This window comes from Nonomuraea maheshkhaliensis (genome assembly GCF_039529435.1).
Classification (GTDB): domain Bacteria; phylum Actinomycetota; class Actinomycetes; order Streptosporangiales; family Streptosporangiaceae; genus Nonomuraea; species Nonomuraea maheshkhaliensis.
This window is the reverse complement of record NZ_BAAAMU010000008.1, coordinates 33,805-50,431: the sequence shown is the minus strand read 5'-3', so window position 1 is coordinate 50,431 and position 16,627 is coordinate 33,805. Positions and strand designations below refer to the sequence as shown.

At 69.5% G+C, this 16,627-nt stretch carries 17 protein-coding genes and 1 tRNA gene; 5 read left to right on the top strand and 13 right to left on the bottom strand.

The features are described from left to right. Positions 1-53: 53 nt before the first annotated feature. The 6 genes from chvE to ABFX54_RS07880 all read right to left on the bottom strand — a co-directional run bounded on the left by chvE (position 54) and on the right by ABFX54_RS07880 (position 6,966). On the bottom strand, positions 54-1,163 hold the full coding sequence (gene chvE, locus ABFX54_RS07905) for a multiple monosaccharide ABC transporter substrate-binding protein (protein WP_346102721.1): 1,110 nt from the start codon (positions 1,161-1,163) through the stop codon (positions 54-56). A gap of 195 nt (positions 1,164-1,358) precedes the next feature. After that, entirely contained in the window at positions 1,359-2,342 is a 984-nt protein-coding gene (gene yjfF / locus ABFX54_RS07900) for a galactofuranose ABC transporter, permease protein YjfF (RefSeq protein ID WP_346102719.1), read from the bottom strand. Then, positions 2,339-3,379: an ABC transporter permease gene (locus ABFX54_RS07895; RefSeq protein WP_346102717.1), complete on the bottom strand. Its 1,041-nt coding sequence runs from the start codon at positions 3,377-3,379 to the stop codon at positions 2,339-2,341. Before ABFX54_RS07895 ends, yjfF begins: the two co-directional genes overlap by 4 nt. Beyond that, complete coding sequence (locus tag ABFX54_RS07890; protein WP_346102715.1) at positions 3,376-4,845, bottom strand: sugar ABC transporter ATP-binding protein; 1,470 nt, start codon at positions 4,843-4,845, stop codon at positions 3,376-3,378. Before ABFX54_RS07890 ends, ABFX54_RS07895 begins: the two co-directional genes overlap by 4 nt. A 79-nt stretch (positions 4,846-4,924) precedes the next feature. Further along, the gene (locus ABFX54_RS07885; protein ID WP_346102713.1) at positions 4,925-5,908 is read right to left on the bottom strand and encodes an ABC transporter substrate-binding protein; all 984 of its coding nucleotides are present in this window, start codon (positions 5,906-5,908) and stop codon (positions 4,925-4,927) included. A gap of 77 nt (positions 5,909-5,985) precedes the next feature. Next, positions 5,986-6,966, bottom strand: coding sequence for a LacI family DNA-binding transcriptional regulator (locus ABFX54_RS07880; RefSeq protein ID WP_346102892.1), 981 nt, complete (start codon positions 6,964-6,966; stop codon positions 5,986-5,988). A 228-nt stretch (positions 6,967-7,194) separates the two neighbouring features. On the opposite strand from ABFX54_RS07880, the gene ABFX54_RS07875 reads away from it, so the two are divergent. After that, positions 7,195-9,144: an alpha-L-arabinofuranosidase C-terminal domain-containing protein gene (locus ABFX54_RS07875; protein ID WP_346102712.1), complete on the top strand. Its 1,950-nt coding sequence runs from the start codon at positions 7,195-7,197 to the stop codon at positions 9,142-9,144. Positions 9,145-9,249: 105 nt separating this feature from the next. On the opposite strand, the gene ABFX54_RS07870 is transcribed toward ABFX54_RS07875, so the two are convergent. Further along, entirely contained in the window at positions 9,250-9,996 is a 747-nt protein-coding gene (locus tag ABFX54_RS07870; RefSeq protein ID WP_346102710.1) for a metallophosphoesterase, read from the bottom strand. A gap of 167 nt (positions 9,997-10,163) precedes the next feature. Between ABFX54_RS07870 and ABFX54_RS07865 the strand changes: the two genes are divergently transcribed. Both ABFX54_RS07865 and ABFX54_RS07860 read left to right on the top strand, forming a co-directional pair. Beyond that, complete coding sequence (locus ABFX54_RS07865) at positions 10,164-10,367, top strand: DUF4236 domain-containing protein (protein ID WP_106250416.1); 204 nt, start codon at positions 10,164-10,166, stop codon at positions 10,365-10,367. A 70-nt stretch (positions 10,368-10,437) separates the two neighbouring features. After that, a complete protein-coding gene (locus ABFX54_RS07860; protein WP_106250418.1) occupies positions 10,438-10,623 on the top strand; it encodes a DUF4236 domain-containing protein in 186 nt (61 codons plus the stop codon). A gap of 50 nt (positions 10,624-10,673) precedes the next feature. Here ABFX54_RS07860 and ABFX54_RS07855 read toward each other — a convergent pair whose 3' ends face one another. Further along, entirely contained in the window at positions 10,674-11,762 is a 1,089-nt protein-coding gene (locus tag ABFX54_RS07855; protein ID WP_346102707.1) for a helix-turn-helix transcriptional regulator, read from the bottom strand. A gap of 143 nt (positions 11,763-11,905) precedes the next feature. Here ABFX54_RS07855 and ABFX54_RS07850 point away from each other — a divergent pair, with 143 nt between their 5' ends. After that, positions 11,906-12,301 (top strand): VOC family protein, encoded by a 396-nt coding sequence (locus ABFX54_RS07850; protein ID WP_346102705.1) that lies wholly within the window; start codon positions 11,906-11,908, stop codon positions 12,299-12,301. Positions 12,302-12,365: 64 nt separating this feature from the next. Here ABFX54_RS07850 and ABFX54_RS07845 read toward each other — a convergent pair. Beyond that, positions 12,366-12,438 (bottom strand) — tRNA-Ala (locus ABFX54_RS07845). 75 nt (positions 12,439-12,513) lie between these two features. Between ABFX54_RS07845 and ABFX54_RS07840 the strand changes: the two genes are divergently transcribed. Continuing rightward, a complete protein-coding gene (locus tag ABFX54_RS07840) occupies positions 12,514-13,443 on the top strand; it encodes an RNA polymerase sigma-70 factor (protein ID WP_346102704.1) in 930 nt (309 codons plus the stop codon). Between the two features lie 64 nt (positions 13,444-13,507). Here ABFX54_RS07840 and ABFX54_RS07835 read toward each other — a convergent pair whose 3' ends face one another. The 4 genes from ABFX54_RS07835 to ABFX54_RS07820 form a co-directional block, all read right to left on the bottom strand. Further along, positions 13,508-14,038 carry a Clp protease N-terminal domain-containing protein gene (locus ABFX54_RS07835; RefSeq protein ID WP_346102702.1) on the bottom strand — a complete coding sequence of 177 codons (531 nt, stop codon included), beginning with the start codon at positions 14,036-14,038 and terminating at the stop codon, positions 13,508-13,510. A gap of 4 nt (positions 14,039-14,042) precedes the next feature. Then, positions 14,043-14,258: a helix-turn-helix domain-containing protein gene (locus ABFX54_RS07830; protein WP_346102700.1), complete on the bottom strand. Its 216-nt coding sequence runs from the start codon at positions 14,256-14,258 to the stop codon at positions 14,043-14,045. 85 nt (positions 14,259-14,343) lie between these two features. Beyond that, positions 14,344-15,186 (bottom strand): alanyl-tRNA editing protein, encoded by an 843-nt coding sequence (locus ABFX54_RS07825; RefSeq protein WP_346102698.1) that lies wholly within the window; start codon positions 15,184-15,186, stop codon positions 14,344-14,346. Beyond that, positions 15,183-16,367 (bottom strand): CynX/NimT family MFS transporter, encoded by a 1,185-nt coding sequence (locus tag ABFX54_RS07820; RefSeq protein WP_346102697.1) that lies wholly within the window; start codon positions 16,365-16,367, stop codon positions 15,183-15,185. Before ABFX54_RS07820 ends, ABFX54_RS07825 begins: the two co-directional genes overlap by 4 nt. Positions 16,368-16,627: the final 260 nt, after the last annotated feature.

The window sequence follows — 16,627 nt, the reverse complement described above, 5'->3', positions numbered from 1 at the left end:
CCCTCGCTCAGGGAGAACCCCGGGAACGCGGTCTGCGTCCCCGGGGCGGGCCCTTACTTGAGCTGGTCCTCGGTGTAGTAGTTGCCGCCGATGATGACGTCCTTGTAGTTGCTCTTGTCGACGATCACCGGGTCGAGCAGGTACGAGGGCACGACCTTGTTGCCGTTCTCGTAGTCCTTGGTGTTGTTCACCTCGGGCTGGCCGCCCTTGAGCACGGCGTCGGCCATCTTCACCGTCTGCTCGGCGAGCTTGCGGGTGTCCTTGAAGATGGTGGAGTACTGCTCGTCGGAGATGATCGACTTCACCGACTGCAGCTCGGCGTCCTGGCCGGTCACGATCGGGTACGGCTTGCCGTAGCCGGAGCTCTTCAGCGCCGACAGGATGCCGATGGACAGGCCGTCGTACGGCGACAGCACGCCGTCGACCTTGGTGCTGCCCGTGTAGGTCTTGGTGATGATGTCCTCCATGCGCTTCTGCGCGGTGGCGGGGTCCCACCGGAGGATGGCGGCCTGCTTGAAGTCGGTCTGGCCGCTCTTGATCACCAGGGTGCCGTCGTCGATCTTCGGCTGGAGCACCGACATGGCGCCGTTCCAGAAGAAGGTGGCGTTGTTGTCGTCGGGCGAGCCGCCGAACAGCTCGACGTTGAACGGGCCCTTCTTGCCGTCCTCGACGCCGAGGCCCTTGAGCAGCGAGCTGGCCTGCTGCACGCCGACCTTGAAGTTGTCGAAGGTGGCGTAGTAGTCGACGTTCGGGCTGTTGCGGATCAGCCGGTCGTAGGCGATGACCGGGATCTTGGCGTCGGCGGCCTGCTGGAGCTGGGAGGTGATCGCGGTGCCGTCGATCGAGGCGATGATCAGGAGCTTGGCGCCCTTGGTGATCTGGTTCTCGATCTGGTTGGCCTGCGTCGGGATGTCGTTCTCGGCGTACTGGAGGTCGACCTGGTAGCCGAGCTGCTCCAGCTGCTTCTTGACGTTGTCGCCGTCGTGGATCCAGCGCTCGGAGGACTTGGTGGGCATCGTGACGCCGATCAGAGCCCCCGCGTTGCCGGCGGCGGCCGAGCTGGAGGCTTCGGCGTCCACGGTCTTGGTGCTGGAGCCACAGGCCGTCATGGTCGCGGCGAGCGCGATGGCGGACACCACGCCCCCGATCCGTCCCAACCTCATGTGCATCCCTTTCCATGGGGGTCGCGGCGGCGCTGGACGTGGCGCCTGCCGGTATAGCGAAGGATTTTCGATCACAGAACGTGACGAATCAGAACAAAGTTCACACCTGGTTCAGCCTGATTGTTATCGTTAACAACGACTGTGTCAACGTTCAACCATAACCGGACGGAAACTTTCACGTAACTTCGGCGCAGGTCAGCGCCGTGAACGGGCCGAGAACAGGCGCTGCAGCAGGATGAAGACGAAGAGCAACATTCCGATGAAGATCTTGGTCCACCAAGACAGAAGCGTCCCTTCGAAACTGATGATCGTCTGGATCAGGCCGAGCACGAGCACACCGAGCACCGTCCCGAGCAGGAAGCCGCTGCCGCCGGTCAGCAGGGTCCCGCCGATGACCACCGCCGCGATCGCGTCGAGCTCCATGCCCACGGCGTGCAACCCGTAACCGGAGAGCATGTAGAACGACAGCAGTACCCCGCCGAGCGCCGAGCAGAATCCGCTGACCGTGTAGACGGTGATCTTGGTCCGGCCCACGGGCAGCCCCATGAGCAGCGCCGACTGCTCGCTGCCGCCGGCCGCGTAGACCGAGCGGCCGAAGCGGGTGTAGTGCAGCACGTACGCCGCCACCCCCACGACCAGCACCGCGATGACCACGCTCGGCGAGATCCACAGATCGGCGAACAGGTCGATCCTGGTCTGCGCGAACGCCGTGAACGTCGGGTCGCGGATCGGGATCGAGTCGGTGCCGATCGTGTAGCACAGCCCCCGCGCCAGGAACATCCCCGCCAGCGTCACGATGAACGGCTGGATGTCGAAGGCGTGCACGATGTAGCCCATCACCAGCCCCAGCCCGGAGCCGATGGCCAGCACCAGCGGGATCACCAGGTACGGCGGCCACCCCGGCCCCTCCATCAGGCTGGCCGAGATCATCGTGGACAGCGCCACCACCGACCCCACCGACAGGTCGATGCCCCCGGTCAGGATCACGAACGTCAGCCCGACCGCCACCACCAGCAGGAAGGCGTTGTCGATGAAGACGTTGAGTATCACCTGCCCGCTGGCGAACCCCTCGTAGCGGAACCCGCCCACCGCGAACATGGCCACGAACAGGCACCCGGTCACCAGCACCGGCAGGTACTTGGCCGGCACCGCCGTCCGGCCCAGCGTCAGCGCGCTCACATTCTCACCCGCACCTTCTCCTCGGACGCCGGGCCAGGCACGGCGGGCCGGCCCCTGCTGCGCAACGCCTTCGCGCGGAAGGACGGCGACTGGATGAGGCACACCGCCGTGACCACCAGCGCCTTGAACAGCAGCGTGGTCTCCGGCGGCACGCCGATCGAGTAGATCGTCGTGGTCAGGGTCTGGATGATGAGCGCGCCCAGCACGGTCCCGCCGAGCGAGAACCGCCCGCCGGACAGCGCCGTGCCGCCGATCACCACGGCCAGGATCGCGTCCAGCTCGATCCACAGGCCGGCGTTGTTGCCGTCGGCGCTGGAGACGTTCGAGCTGATCATCAGCCCGGCCACGCCCGCGCACAGGGCGGCGAACGCGTACACCATGATGATGATCCCGCGCGCCCTGATGCCCGCGAGCCGGCTCGCCTCGGCGTTGCCGCCGACCGACTCGATCAGCATGCCCAGCGCCAGCCGCCTGGTCAGGAACGCGGTGACGGCCAGCACCACCAGCACGATCAGGATGCCGAACGGCACGGTCAGCCAGTAGCCGCCGCCGATCACCTTGTACGCCGGGCTGTTGACGGTGATGATCTGGCCGTCGGTGATGAGCTGCGCCAGCCCGCGACCGGCCACCATGAGGATGAGGGTGGCGATGATCGGCTGGATGCCGATGCCGGCGACCAGGAACCCGTTCCACGCCCCCAGCACCAGGCACAGGCCCAGCGCCAGCGCCACGGCGGTGAACAGGCTCGCGTCCTGGCTGATCTGCAGGCACGCCAGCGCGCCCGAGATCGCCACCACCGACCCCACCGACAGGTCGATGCCCCCGGTCGCGATGACCAGCGTCATCCCGAGCGAGACCAGGATCAGCGGGGCGCCGAAGCGCAGGATGTCGATCAGGCTGCCGTACAGGTGCCCGTCGCGCACCTGGACCGCGAAGAAGCCGGGCGCGAAGAACACGTTCAGGACCAGCAGCAGGGCCAGCACCACGACCGGCCACAGCAGCCGCCTCAAGCCGGCACGCCCTCCGCCCGCCGTCATTCGTTCCTCCCCCATGCCGCTCGCTCTCCGCTCGCGATCGTCTCCATCAGCACGTCGGTGGTCAGCGCCTCGTCGTTGGGCAGTTCGGCGACGAGCCGCCGGTCGCGCAGCACCTCGACCTTGTGGCTGAGCCGCAGCACCTCCTCCAGCTCGGCGGAGATGAACAGCACCGCCACGCCGCCGTCCGACAGCTCGGCCACCAGCCGCTGGATCTCCGTCTTCGCCCCGACGTCGATGCCCCGGGTGGGCTCGTCGAGGATGAGCAGCCTGGGCTCCAGGATCAGCCACCTGGCCAGCACCACCTTCTGCTGGTTGCCGCCGCTCAGGTTGCGTACCAGGTGCTCGGGGTTGGGCGGGCTGATCTTCAGCGCCTTGATGTAGCCGCCGACCAGGTCGTCCTGCTGCTCACGCGGAACGGGCCTGGTCCAGCCCCTGGTGGCCTGGAGGGCCAGGATGATGTTCTCGCGCACGGTCAGGTCGGGGATGAGCCCGTCCTCCTTGCGGTTCTCCGAGCAGAACGCGATCTTGTGGGTCATGGCCGCGCGCGGCGTGCGTAACGACGCCGGCGACCCGCTCACCGCGACCTCGCCCGTGCCGGCGTGGTCGGCGCCGAACAGCAGCCGCGCGATCTCCGTACGGCCCGAGCCCAGCAGCCCCGCCAGGCCCACCACCTCGCCCTCGTGCACGGTCAGGCTGAACGGCTCGATCGCCCCGGCCCGGCCCAGACCGCGCGCCTCGATCAGCGGCCGGTCGAACACCTTGGCCTCGCCGTGCAGCCGCTCCAGCGCCGCCAGCTCCTGGCCGATCATCTTGGCCACCAGCTCGACCTGCGGCAGCCCCTCGGTCATGAACTCGCCCACGAGCCGCCCGTTGCGCAGGATGGTCATCCGGTCGGAGATCTCGTACACCTGGTCGAGGAAGTGCGAGACGAACAGGATCGCGATGCCCTCCTCCTTCAGCCGCCGCATCACCCTGAACAGCTGCAGCACCTCGTCGGCGTCCAGGCTGGAGGTCGGCTCGTCCAGGATCAGCACTCTCGCGTCCACGTCGATCGCGCGCGCGATGGCCACCATCTGCTGGATGGCCAGCGAGTACGACGACAGCGGCGCCGACACGTCCAGGCTCAGCTCCAGCCGGGCCAGCAGTTCGCTCGCCCTGGCCCGCATCCGCTTCCAGTCGATCCGGCCCCAGTGGCGCGGCTCGCGGCCGAGCAGGATGTTCTCCGCCACCGAGAGGTTCGTGCAGAGGTTGACCTCCTGGTAGACGGTGCTGATCCCGGCCTGCTGCGCCTCCAGCGGGCTGCCGAACGCGACCGGCGCGCCGCCCAGCTCGATCGTGCCCGCGTCGGCGGGGTGCACGCCGGTGAGCACCTTGATCAGGGTGGACTTGCCCGCGCCGTTCTCTCCCATGAGCGCGTGCACCTCGCCGGGCAGCAGCCGCAGGTCCACGCCGTCCAGGGCCTTCACCCCCGGAAACTGTTTCCCGATCCCCCGCATCGTCAAGACCGGCACAGGCAAATCCCTTCAAGGTCCCTGTCTATGTTGATCAGTACTGACGGCTGGGGAGGGCCTGCTTGGCCTGCTCCTGGGTGAAGGTGGTCTCCTCGGTCACCACGCGGGCCGGCACCTGCTCACCGTTGACGACCTTCTTGGCCAGGTCCATGAGCTGCGGGCCGAGCAGCGGGGAGCACTCGACGATGAAGTTGATCTTCCCGTCGGCGAGCGCCTGCATGCCGTCCTTGACCGCGTCCACCGTGATGATCTTGATGTCCTTGCCGGGCACCTTGCCCGCGCCCTCGATGGCCTCGATCGCGCCCAGGCCCATGTCGTCGTTGTGCGCGTAGAGCACGTCGATGTCCGGGGTCGACTTCAGGAACGCCTCCATGACCTCCTTGCCCTTGGCCCGGGTGAAGTCACCGGTCTGCGTGGCGACGATCTGGAACTTCGCGTCCGCCCCGATGACCTCCTGGAAGCCGGCCTTGCGGTCGTTGGCCGGAGCCGAGCCCGTGGTGCCCTGGAGTTCGACGATGTTCACCTTGTCCGTCGAGTCCTTGTACTCCTCGACCAGCCACTGACCGGCCTTCTTGCCCTCCTCGACGAAGTCAGAGCCGAGGAAGGTCTTGTAGAGGCTCGTGTCCGTGGAGTCCACGGCGCGGTCGGTCAGGATGACCGGGATCTTCGCGTTCTGGGCCTCCTTGAGCACCGGGTCCCAGCCCGACTCCACCACCGGCGAGAAGGCGATGACGTCCACCCGCTGCTGGATGAAGGAGCGGATGGCCTTGATCTGGTTCTCCTGCTTCTGCTGGGCGTCGGAGAACTTGAGCGTGATGCCCGCGCTCTTGGCCGACTCCTGCACGGACTTGGTGTTCGCGGTCCGCCAGCCGCTCTCCGCGCCGACCTGGGAGAAGCCCATCGTGACCGTGCTGTCGCCACCACCGCTGCTCGCACTTGTGGTACCGCCGCTGCCACAGGACGTCACCGCCATGGCAGTGAGCCCGGCCAGCACCAACGCCGAGATCCTCTTTAACACGTGGGGGGTCCCTTCCTTGGATGTGAACGCTAACAACCCTGGTCGGATGCCAGCGCCTCCTGCCTTCCGTTACGGCGTCAGGCCCGGGCCGTGCTGGCCCTGGCGACGAACACCGGCGGCACCACGAGCCGCTCCCGCTCCTGCGGACCGCCTTCGAGCTGCCGTACGAGGACCTCGATGCTGTGTCTGCCCACCGCGCCGAAGTCCTGCCTGATGGTCGTGAGCGGCGGCGAGAAGAACTCCGACTCGGGGATGTCGTCGAAGCCGACCACGCTCACCCGCTCGGGCACTCTCACCCCCTGCTCGGTGAACGCCCGCAGCACGCCGAGCGCCATCTGGTCGTTGGCGACGAAGACCGCGGTGACGTTCCTCATGCTCGCCAGGCTGCGCCCCGCCTCGTATCCGGAACGAGGGCTCCAGTCCCCGGCGAGCGGGCGCGGGGCCTCGCGGCCCGCCTGCTCCAGCGCGGCCCGCCACCCGGCCACGCGACCTTCGGCCTCCAGCCAGTCGGAGGGGCCGCTGACGTGCCAGACCGTCTCGTGACCGAGCGAGAGCAGGTGCTCGGTGGCGAGCCTGCCTCCCTCGACCTGGTCCACGCTGACCACCGACACCTCGCCCGCCTCGCCGCCCTCGACGGCCACCGTGGGGACGCCGAGCGGCAGGTCGTCCAGGGCGCGGGCGGCCGAGCGCTGCGGCGCGACCACCACGATGCCGTCCACGCCCTGGTCGGCGAGGTAGTCGAGGGCGTCGCGCACGCCCGCCCTGTCGATGGACTTGAGGCTGACGATGCTGACGAAGTAGCCGGCCGCCCTGGCCGCCTGCTCGATGCCGTAGACGGTGCTGGCGGGACCGTACAGCGTGGTGTCGAAGCTGACCACGCCGAGCGTCCTGGAGTGCTTGGTGACCAGGGCGCGGGCGACGAGGTTACGGCGGTAGCCGAGCTTGTCGATCGCCTGGAGCACCCGGGTGCGGGTCTCGCTGCGCACGTTCGGATGATCGTTGAGCACGCGTGAGACCGTCTGATGGGACACGCCGGCCTCCTTGGCCACGTCGGCCATGACCGGCAGGCGGCGCCCCACGGTGGATCCCACGGCCGTGCTCCCTTCCTGGCTTGGCCCCGACTGTGAACGCTAACAACCCATCCCGTCAAGGGTCCGCCGGATTACGGTCGGGTTACACGGAAGGCCCTTGACGGAGCCCCTGAGGAGTCCTTAACTTGTCGCGAATCGCCGTTGTTAACGCTCACTTCTATGTTAACGCTAACAACAGTTGAGGAGCCCCCACCCATGTTGCGCATCGCGTTATCCGCCCTGCTCGTCGCGGGTTCTTTGGGGGCACCGCCGCCTTCCCCTGTCCCTTCCCCTTCCTCGGCGGCGTCCGCGCTCGCGGAGCCGATCCCGGAAGGCGCCGTCGTCGACCAGTTCGACGGCACCACGCTCGGCCCGGACTGGACGGTGCTCTCACCGGACGACTCCCGCTACCGTCTGTCGGACGGCGCGCTGCGACTGGACACGCTGACCGGCGACACCCACCAGGGCACCGACAACGCCAGGAACCTCTTCCTCGTGGACGTGCCCGACGGTGACTTCGAGATCGTCACCAAGCTCAGCGCGCCGGTCGCGCTCGACTTCCAGAGCGCAGGGCTGCTGGCCTGGCAGGACTGGGACAACTACGTACGGGCGGGCCTGGCCCACGTCGGGTTCGCCGGCGGGCCGGTGATCGAGACGGCCACCGAGGTCGGCGCGGCCTTCACCTCGGCCTTCGAGGCCGGGCTGGCCCGATGGGTGCGCGACACGCTGGACCTGATCGAGTTCGCCAACGGGCCGGTCAGCTCCACCTGGGGGAGGAAGCGGGCGGAGCTCGGGCATCCGAAGCCGTTCGGGCTGGAGTACCTCGGGCTCGGGAACGAGGAGATCTATCCGGAGTTCTTCGCGAACTATCCCAAGTTCGCCGACGCGATCAGGGCCAGATACCCGAATATCAAGATCATCAGTAACGCGGGGCAGACGTCGCAGGGCGCGTGGTTCGACCGGATGTGGCAGTTCGCCCGCGACCAGAAGGCCGACCTGGTCGACGAGCACTACTACAACAACACCGACTGGTTCCTGTCCAACACGCGCCGCTACGACTTCTACGACCGCGAAGGGCCGAAGGTGTTCGTGGGCGAGTACGCCTCCAGGGGCAACACGTTCTTCAACGCGCTGTCCGAGGCCGCGTACATGACGGGGCTGGAGCGCAACTCCGACGTCGTGCGGCTGGCGTCCTACGCGCCGCTGCTGGCCAACGTCGACTACGTGGACTGGACGCCGGACCTGATCTGGTTCGACAACGACCAGGCGTACGGGTCGCCGAGCTACCACGTCCAGCGCCTGTTCGCCACGAACGCCGGCGAGCGGGTGGTGCCGAGCACGTTCGAGGGCGAGGTCAGGCCGGTCGAGGACATCACCGGCGGCGTCGGGCTGGGCGCGTGGAACACCGCGGTCCGCTACGACGACGTGAAGGTGACCGCGGCGGACGGGACCGTGCTGCTGTCCGAGGACTTCTCCGCCGGAGCCGCCGGCTGGACGCCGGGCCCCGGCACCTGGGCGGTGCGGGACGGCGGCTACGAGCAGAGCGCCCAGGTCGAGGACGCCAGGGCGACGGCGGGCTCGGCCGGCTGGTCGGACTACACGATGGAGGTGACCGCCCGCAAGACGGCCGGCGCGGAGGGCTTCCTGGTCATGTTCGGGGTACGCGGCACCGGCGACTTCTACTGGTGGAACGTCGGCGGCTGGGGCAACACGCAGTCCGCCGTCGAGAAGGAGGTCAACGGCGGCAAGGCCCAGATCGCCACCTCCTCCCACACCGTCGAGACGGGCCGCGACTACCGCCTGAAGGTCCAGGTCAGCGGGCGCACGATCACGACCTGGCTGGACGGGGAGAAGGTCGACGAGTTCGTGGACAGCTCGCGGGTGGAGCCGCTGTACCAGGTGGTGTCCAGGGACGGGAGGAAGGTGACGGTCAAGGTCGTCAACGCGCAGGACACGGCGGTGCGCACCCGGGTGGACCTCGGCTCCGCGCGGTTGCGGCCGAACGCCACGGTGACCTCGCTGACCGGCTCGCCGTCGGACATGAACTCGATCTCCGAGCCGGAGCGGGTGGCGCCGCGGCGGCAGCAGGTGGACGGCTTCTCCGCGGCCTTCACCTACGACTTCCCGGCGTACTCGGTGACGTTCATCGAGCTCACGGAGCGGTGACGACGGTCGGGGCTGGCCCTTCACCGGGCTCTTCACCGGGCTCTTCATCGGGCCCGCCCCGACCGTCCGGCTCTTCACGCGCGGCCCGCCCCGACGCCGGTCCGGCTACTGGACGACGCGGTAGTGGGTGGTCAGCCGGCCCTCGTCGTCGAGCACGTGGAAGGCGATCATCGGCGGCTGGTCGTAGGAGATGCCGGTGTCGAAGCTGACGGCGCCCTCCCACGGCAGCTTCAGCGTGGACACCACACCCCCGCCCACCAGCAGCGGCCGGCCGGCGAACGTGGTGGCGGCGGCCATGTGGGAGTGGCCCACCAGCACGGCGGGCACACCGGCGCGACCGGCCAGCAGTCGCTCCAGCCGCCCGGTCTCGTGCAGCCTGATGGCGTCGATCGGCGGGCTCTGCAGCGTCACCGGCGGATGGTGGAAGGCCACGAACACCGGCAGGTCCGCGCCGTCCAGCACACCCTCCAGCCAGTCGAGGGTCTCGTCGTCGAGGTGGCCGTCGTCCCGGCCGGGGATGGACGAGTCGCACATCGCGTAGACCGCCCGGCCGGTGCGCAGCACCTGGTTGACCGGTCCCTCAGCGGGCTCCTGGCCGAGCAGGAATCGGCGGAACTCCGGCCTGCGGTCGTGGTTGCCGGGGCCGATCAGGATCGGATGGCGCGAGGTGAGCAGCTTGGCGGCGGCCTCGTACTCGGCGGGCAGCGCGTGGTCGGCGATGTCGCCGGTGACGAGGACCGCGTCCAGGTCGCCGGGCAGCGCGTCGAGGTAACGCATGACGGCGTCGCACCGGCCGGCGCTCTCGGGTGTGGCGCCGATGTGGACGTCGCTCAGATGCGCGATCACGATCATCAGGTGGGTCCCTCCTGTCCAGGCTGCCCACCACCGTACGCCGGGAGCCCCAACCGCACGTGAGATCAGGGGCCGCCGGACTCTGACGGCGTGTCACCCGGGGCCGGGAACCCGGCCGTCGTCCCGGACGTTCTTCCCGGTGAGCGTACGAGTGGCGGAGGAGCGACATGGGCTGGCACTACCGCAAGTCAATCAAGGTCGGGCCGTTTCGGATCAATCTGTCGCGGCACGGTGTCGGCTCCAGCTTCGGCAACCGGCGTTTCCACGTCTCGGCCACCCCCGACGGCCGCCGCCACGTGACCGTGCGGCTGCCGGGCGGCTTCCACGTGGGTAAGACCTTCGGCTCCCGCCGGTATCACGGACCTTACTAAGTAGCGAGAAAACGATAGACGCGCCGTCTCCGGGGTAGCGGGACCTCCTCGCGATCTCTGGAGGAAAGCGATGGGTTGGAGCTATCGCAAGTCGATCAAGGTCGGTCCGTTACGGCTGAACCTGTCGCGCCGCGGTGTCGGACACAGCTGGGGCAACCGGCTGTTCCGGGTGACGCGGGCGGCGGACGGCCGGCGGACCTTGACGGTCAACCTGCCCGGCGGCTTCCACTGGCGCAGGACACTCGGCGGTCGCTGACCGCTTGAGATAGAACGGGCCGGAGGGGAAACCCTCCGGCCCGTCCCCTTTCACCCGCCCGAGCCGTCTCGGGGGCGGTTGCGCTCGACCAGTTCGGCGCCGATCCTGGCCAGCTCGGCCCTGACCTCCTCCGGCTCCACGACCTCGACCCGCGCGCCCCACCCGGCCAGCTGCTCGGCGATCGTCAGCGGCATGGGAGCGGCCACCCGGACCCTGACCCGGCCGTCCGGCTCGTCCCCGGCGACCTCGGAGTGGCGCCCGAAATGGTGACGCAGAACGGGCAGGAACCTGGCGGAGATGAGCACGGTCGCCGAGACCGTCGAACGCCGCCGCTCCATCTCCGCGACGACCTCCTCCCACTCCCGCGCAAGCGCGAAGTCGTCCGGCCGCTCGAACTCCAGCTCCGTCACCTCGGCCCCGGCGATCCGGTCCACCCGGAAGGTACGCCGGCCCCGCTCGGTCCCGGCCAGCAGATACCAGACGTCGTCCTTGGCCACGAGCCCCCACGGCTCGACCAGCCGCTCGCTCCGTTCCCGCCTCTGGCTCGCGGCCCCGCCCCCGGACTCACTTCCGGCCCCGCTCCCGGATCGCCTCTCGGACGCGCCCCCGCCCCCGGATCGCCTCTCGGACGCGCCCCCGCTCCCGGCCCGTGGCCCTCCCCCGGACCGGCCCTCGTACGCGAGCCGAACCTTGCGCCGCCGTACGACGGCGTCCTGGAGGACCCGCACCACCGCGGGCCGTTCCTTCTCCGGCTCGCCCCAGCGCGTGGGATCGACGACCACCGCCCCCGCGGCGGCCTCGGCGTCCGCCCTGAAGGTCTGGGGCAGCGCCCGCAGCAGCTTGCGCAGCGCGGACCTGACCTCGGGAGCGGCGGGCGCGGCCGGGCCCGCGAGCAGGAACAGCGCCTGCGCCTCGTGCGCGGTGAGCCCGCTGAGGTCGGTCCGCGCGCCGCCCAGCAGCGACCATCCGCCGCCCCTGCCCGCCTGCGGGTAGACGGGAATGCCGGCCGTGGACAGCGCTTCGAGGTCGCGGCGCGCGGTCGCGACGGACACCTCCAGCTCCTCGGCCAGCTCCGCCGCGGTCACCCGGCCGCGCGCCTGCATGAGCAGCAGGGCGGCCACCAGTCGATCGGCTCGCATGCCCGCCATTCTCTCCGGAAAAGTAGTCATTCGATGAGCACTTTCCGGGCGCATCATCGTTCTGACCCACCGGACGACCACCGGACGACCACCGCACAACCACCGGACGACCACCGGACGACCACCGGACGAGAGGAACCGAGATGCTCCGCGGATTCGCCACCCTGACCTTCTGGGCCGCCGACCTGGAGGCCGCCACGGCCTGGTACACCGAGTTCCTCGGCGTCGAGCCCTATTACCGCAAGCCCGGCTACGCCGAGTTCCGCCTGGGCGACTACCAGCACGAGTTCGGCCTGATCGACAGCCGGTACGCCCCGCCCGGCGCCACGGACCGGCCCGCGGGCGCGGTCATGCACTGGCACGTCGACGACCTCGACGCCACCTTCGAGCGGCTGCTGAACATGGGCGCGAAGGAGTATCAGCCGATCACGCACCAGGGCGACGGTGAGGGGTTCGTCACGGCGTCGGTGGTGGACCCGTTCGGGAACGTGCTCGGGATCATGCGCAACCCGCACTACCTGGCCGTCCTCGGCGAGTGACCCGCCAGGGGGAAATGCGAAACGGCGGCGCCCGGTCCGGGCACCGCCGTCATGCTCAAGTGAGTGGAGCTATGGGGATTCGAACCCCAGACCTCCTCCATGCCATGGAGGCGCGCTACCAACTGCGCCATAGCCCCTTGCGATCAACAAGTGTAACGGAGATCGGCACCGCTCGTGTCACGCCGGAAGCCGCATGATACGTCTTAAGAGTCATGACGACCTTTGAAGATCATCGAAGCCTGCTCACCGGAGTCGCCTACCGCATCCTGGGCAGCGTCGCCGACGCCGAGGACGTGGTACAGGATGCCTGGCTGCGTTGGTCGAAAGTGGACGAGGCGGTCGTCGACGATCCCAAGGCGTACTTGATCAGGGTGACCTCGCGGCTGGCCATCGACCGGCTGCGCTGGGCGAGGTCACGGCGGGAGTCGTACGTGGGGCCGTGGCTGCCCGAGCCCATCGGCACCACCCCCGACGCCGCCGAGCACGCCGAGCTGGCCGACTCCGTCGAGATGGCGCTGATGGTGGTGCTGGAGACGTTGTCTCCGCTCGAACGGGCGGTGTTCGTGCTGCGTGAGGCGTTCGACCTGCCGTTCGCCGAGATCGCGGAGATCATCGGGCGGGCCGAGCCGGCCACCAGGCAACTGGCGCGGCGGGCCCGCGATCACGTGCGCGACAAGCAGCCCCGCTTCGAGGTGGACCAGGAGGAGCGGCGGCGGATCACCGAGCGGTTCATCAGGGCGGCCACCGACGGCGACGTGGAGGGGCTGATCGCGCTGCTGTCCGACCAGGTGAACATCATCTCCGACGGCGGCGGCAAGGCCAAGGCGGCGCTGCGGGTCATCACCGGCTCCGACAACGTCAGCCGCTACCTGATGTCGATCAGCTCCCCGGCGAACATCGCCCGTTTCATGACTTCGATCGGCATGTCGGACGTCCACGACCTGTCGTTCGGGGTGGCGATGCTGAACAACGCGCCCTCCCTGACCGTCTCGGCGGGCGGGCGCGTGGTCACCGTCATGACGCTGCTGGTGGTGGACGGCAGGATCGAGACGATCTACCTGATCGCCAACCCGGAGAAGACGGCCCACCTGCAGCCGGTCCCCACCGGCGACAACCCCGGCGACGACGGCCCGGCCGCCTGACGACCCGCCAGACGAGATCCCCGGCGGTCAGACGGCCCGGCCCCCGGGAGAGCCCTGGGGCCGGTCAGGCGGCGCGGTGGGTGGGGATGTGTGCTTCGCGGGCCAGTTCGCGCAGGTCCACGCCGGTCTCGTGGAGGATACGGGCGGCGCCGTTGCGGTGGTCGGCCAGCAGGCCCCACAGCAGCCGCTCCCCCGTGACCGGCCCCGGCCGACACTGCGCCACCTCGATCACCTTCCTGGCGTGCATGGCCAGCGGGATCTCCCCCAGCGGCCCGTACAGGGTGACGCGGAGAGGGCGCAGGGCCGAGCGGCGCAGAGTCCACCGCTCCGGGTCGTCCGCGCCGCTCCTGGTGCGGCGGTGCACCTCGTCGAGGTCGATGCCCAGCGTGGCGAGCAGGGCGCGGGCGTCGCCGACACCGACGCGTTCGCGTACGCCGTCCGCCGTGGCGGTGAAGGACCGCAGCGAGAACGGCCGGGTCTCGGCCACCCCCAGCAGCATCAGGCCGGCGTCGAGCGCGGGCCGCCCGGCGTCGAGGGCGTGGATCCCGGCCCTGACCACGGCCCGGCGGGCATCCTGGGTGAACCTGGCGAACATGCTCCTACCTCCCCGTCCGCCGGGCGTGCTTGCGGTGCGCCGACTGGCGTCGCACCCCGAGCGCGTCGGCGATCTGCTCCCACGACCAGCCCTGGGCGCGGGCGCTCGACACGTGCACCGCCTCCAGCTCCTCCAGCAGGGCCCTGAGCGCGGCCACCGCCGCCAGGCCCGTGGCGGGATCGTTTCCCGCCGCCGCCTCGGCCAGCTCCGTGACTTCCATGGTGTCAGCATGTGCTGACAAGCACCCGCTTGTCAACAGATGCTGACAGATGATCAGCACTCAGCGGCTCGCGCAGCGGTCCGCATCACGGCCGGACGGCGGTCCGTACGGTGGTTCGCATGGTGAGGGTCGCCTCCTCCGGCGCGAACGCGAGGGAGACCTCGACCCCGCCCAGCTCCGATGTCCGGCTCACGTGCGTGCCGCCGCACGGAATGGACGCCTCGCCCTCCGGCAGCGCGCAGTGCCAGGTCCTGCGTGCCGTGAGCTCGGGCCCCGGCACCTCCAGCCGGACCGGCGCGCCGGCCGCCACCCACGCCTCCAGCCGGTCGTTCACCTGGCCGGCGACCTCGGCGGGATCGAGATCTTCGGCCGAGAAGCCCTTCTTGCGCAACGACTTGCCCAGACGGTAGACGTCGACGCTGCCGCCGGGCACGATCCGTGAGGAGGTGATCGCCGCCTGGTCGAAGTCGGGACGGCCGAGCGAGTCGGGCCGCACCTCCTTGCGCCAGCGGCCGGCCAGCGCGGCGTTGAGCGCGAGCGCGGCCAGATGGCAGGCGGTGTGGCCCGCCGAGAGCGCCGCCCGGTAGGCCGGGTCCACGGACAGCTCCACCTCCGCCCCTTCGGGCAGTGGTTCCTCGCTCACGTGGACGACCAGCCACTCCCAGCCCTCGGCGCCCCTCCGTACGGGGATGTCGGCGCCGAGGAAGACCTCACCGGTGTTCGACTGGGCCCCTGTTACACAGTCGACGACCGGCAGGCCCCCGATCGTGCCCCGGTCTGCGGGCTGGTCGGGCCAGGTGTGGTCGAGGGGATGGAACGGCGTCTCGGCGACGACGAGACCGTGCCGGTCCCCCACCGGCACGATCCCGGCGATCGTGGAGCGGCCGCTGGTCAGGCCGCTGGGGAAGGTGACGACGGTGGATTTCACCCGGTCATTGTTCCAGCCGGTCTCCGTTCGTCCTCCAGGTAGCGGTCGCGCCCCGCGTACAGGCCGGTGACGAGCTGCGCGACCAGCACCACGAAGATCATCGTGTACGGCAGCGCCCAACCCCCGGTGGTCTCCCGCAGCACGCCGACCAGCAGCGGCCCCGCGCCCGAGATGAGGTATCCGGCGCTCTGGCCGAAGGCCGACAGCGCCGCCGTGGACTCCGGCGTACGGGTGCGCAGCGCCAGCATCATCAGCGCCAGCGGGAACGAGCCCATCCCGACGGCCACGAACACCACCCAGACCATCGCCGTGGAGGCCGGGGCGAACCACAGCCCGGCGAAGCCGGTCGCGTAGAACACGACGAGCCCCACCACGATCGGCCGCTGGTCGCGGAACCGCGAGGCGATCAGCGGCACGAGGATCGAAACGGGGATGTTCAGCGCGGTGAAGACGCCGAGGATCAGCCCGGCCTGCGAGGTGCTGTAGCCGTTGTCGGTGAGGATCGTGGCGAGCCAGCCGAACATGATGTACGCGATCATCGACTGCGTGCCGAAGTAGATCGCCACCATCCAGGCGAGCCTGCTGCCGACCATCCGGCGCATGCCCACGTTCCGGCCGCCTCTGTCCCGCTCCGGCTCACTGCGCAGCAGCGCAAGCCACGGAATGACGGCGACGGCGGCCAGCGCCGCCCACACGCCGAGCGCGATGTGCCAGTCCCCCGACGCGCGCTCGATCGGCACGGTCGCGGCGGCGGCCAGCATGGTGCCCGCCGCCAGGGCCGTGGTGTAGACGGTGGTCATGATCCCGGTACGGGCCGGGAAGTGGCGCTTGATGAGCGTCGGAATGAGCACGTTGCCGACGGCCCCGCCGGACAGCGCGACCGCGCTGCTCAGCAGGAACACCGGGGCCGAGTCGACCATCGACCTGACCAGCAGGCCCACGCCCAGCGTGACGAGGGCGAGCAGCAGCAGGCGGTGCTCGCCGACCCGCCTGGCCAGGGTCGGGGTGATCGCCCCGACACTGGCGAAGGCGAGCACAGGTAGTGTGGTGAGCAACCCCGTGCCGACGCTCGACATGCCGAGCGCGCCGGCGAGCTGATCGAGCAGCGGGCCCACACTGGTGACTGCGGTGCGCAGGTTGAGCGCGGCGAGCACGATTCCCAGCACGAGCAGCCAGGCCAAAGGGGCGGTTCTGCCTCGGGACTCTTGTGCGAGCACGGTCATGCGGGGAAGGTCCTCCACTCATCAAGTCAGGGATTCATCAAGTCATGGGATGAATCACCTCACCCTAACAGGACCGAAATATCCGTTTATTCCCGGTCATGACATGAGAAGACCCCCGGATCGCGTTCCGGGGGTCTTCCAAGGGCCGCCGGCGCCCGGCACGGACGCCGCGAGACCCTTGGCCTGCGGCCCTGCACGCCGGCCCCGCACGCCGGCCC

Coding starts and splice junctions, on each gene's coding strand:
- chvE (WP_346102721.1), bottom strand. CDS start 1,163: ATGAGGTTGGGACGGATCGGGGGCGTGGTGTCCGCCATCGCGCTCGCC.
- ABFX54_RS07895 (WP_346102717.1), bottom strand. CDS start 3,379: ATGACGGCGGGCGGAGGGCGTGCCGGCTTGAGGCGGCTGCTGTGGCCG.
- ABFX54_RS07880 (WP_346102892.1), bottom strand. CDS start 6,966: ATGGCCGACGTGGCCAAGGAGGCCGGCGTGTCCCATCAGACGGTCTCA.
- ABFX54_RS07875 (WP_346102712.1), top strand. CDS start 7,195: ATGTTGCGCATCGCGTTATCCGCCCTGCTCGTCGCGGGTTCTTTGGGG.
- ABFX54_RS07870 (WP_346102710.1), bottom strand. CDS start 9,996: ATGATCGTGATCGCGCATCTGAGCGACGTCCACATCGGCGCCACACCC.
- ABFX54_RS07865 (WP_106250416.1), top strand. CDS start 10,164: ATGGGCTGGCACTACCGCAAGTCAATCAAGGTCGGGCCGTTTCGGATC.
- ABFX54_RS07860 (WP_106250418.1), top strand. CDS start 10,438: ATGGGTTGGAGCTATCGCAAGTCGATCAAGGTCGGTCCGTTACGGCTG.
- ABFX54_RS07855 (WP_346102707.1), bottom strand. CDS start 11,762: ATGCGAGCCGATCGACTGGTGGCCGCCCTGCTGCTCATGCAGGCGCGC.
- ABFX54_RS07850 (WP_346102705.1), top strand. CDS start 11,906: ATGCTCCGCGGATTCGCCACCCTGACCTTCTGGGCCGCCGACCTGGAG.
- ABFX54_RS07840 (WP_346102704.1), top strand. CDS start 12,514: ATGACGACCTTTGAAGATCATCGAAGCCTGCTCACCGGAGTCGCCTAC.
- ABFX54_RS07835 (WP_346102702.1), bottom strand. CDS start 14,038: ATGTTCGCCAGGTTCACCCAGGATGCCCGCCGGGCCGTGGTCAGGGCC.
- ABFX54_RS07830 (WP_346102700.1), bottom strand. CDS start 14,258: ATGGAAGTCACGGAGCTGGCCGAGGCGGCGGCGGGAAACGATCCCGCC.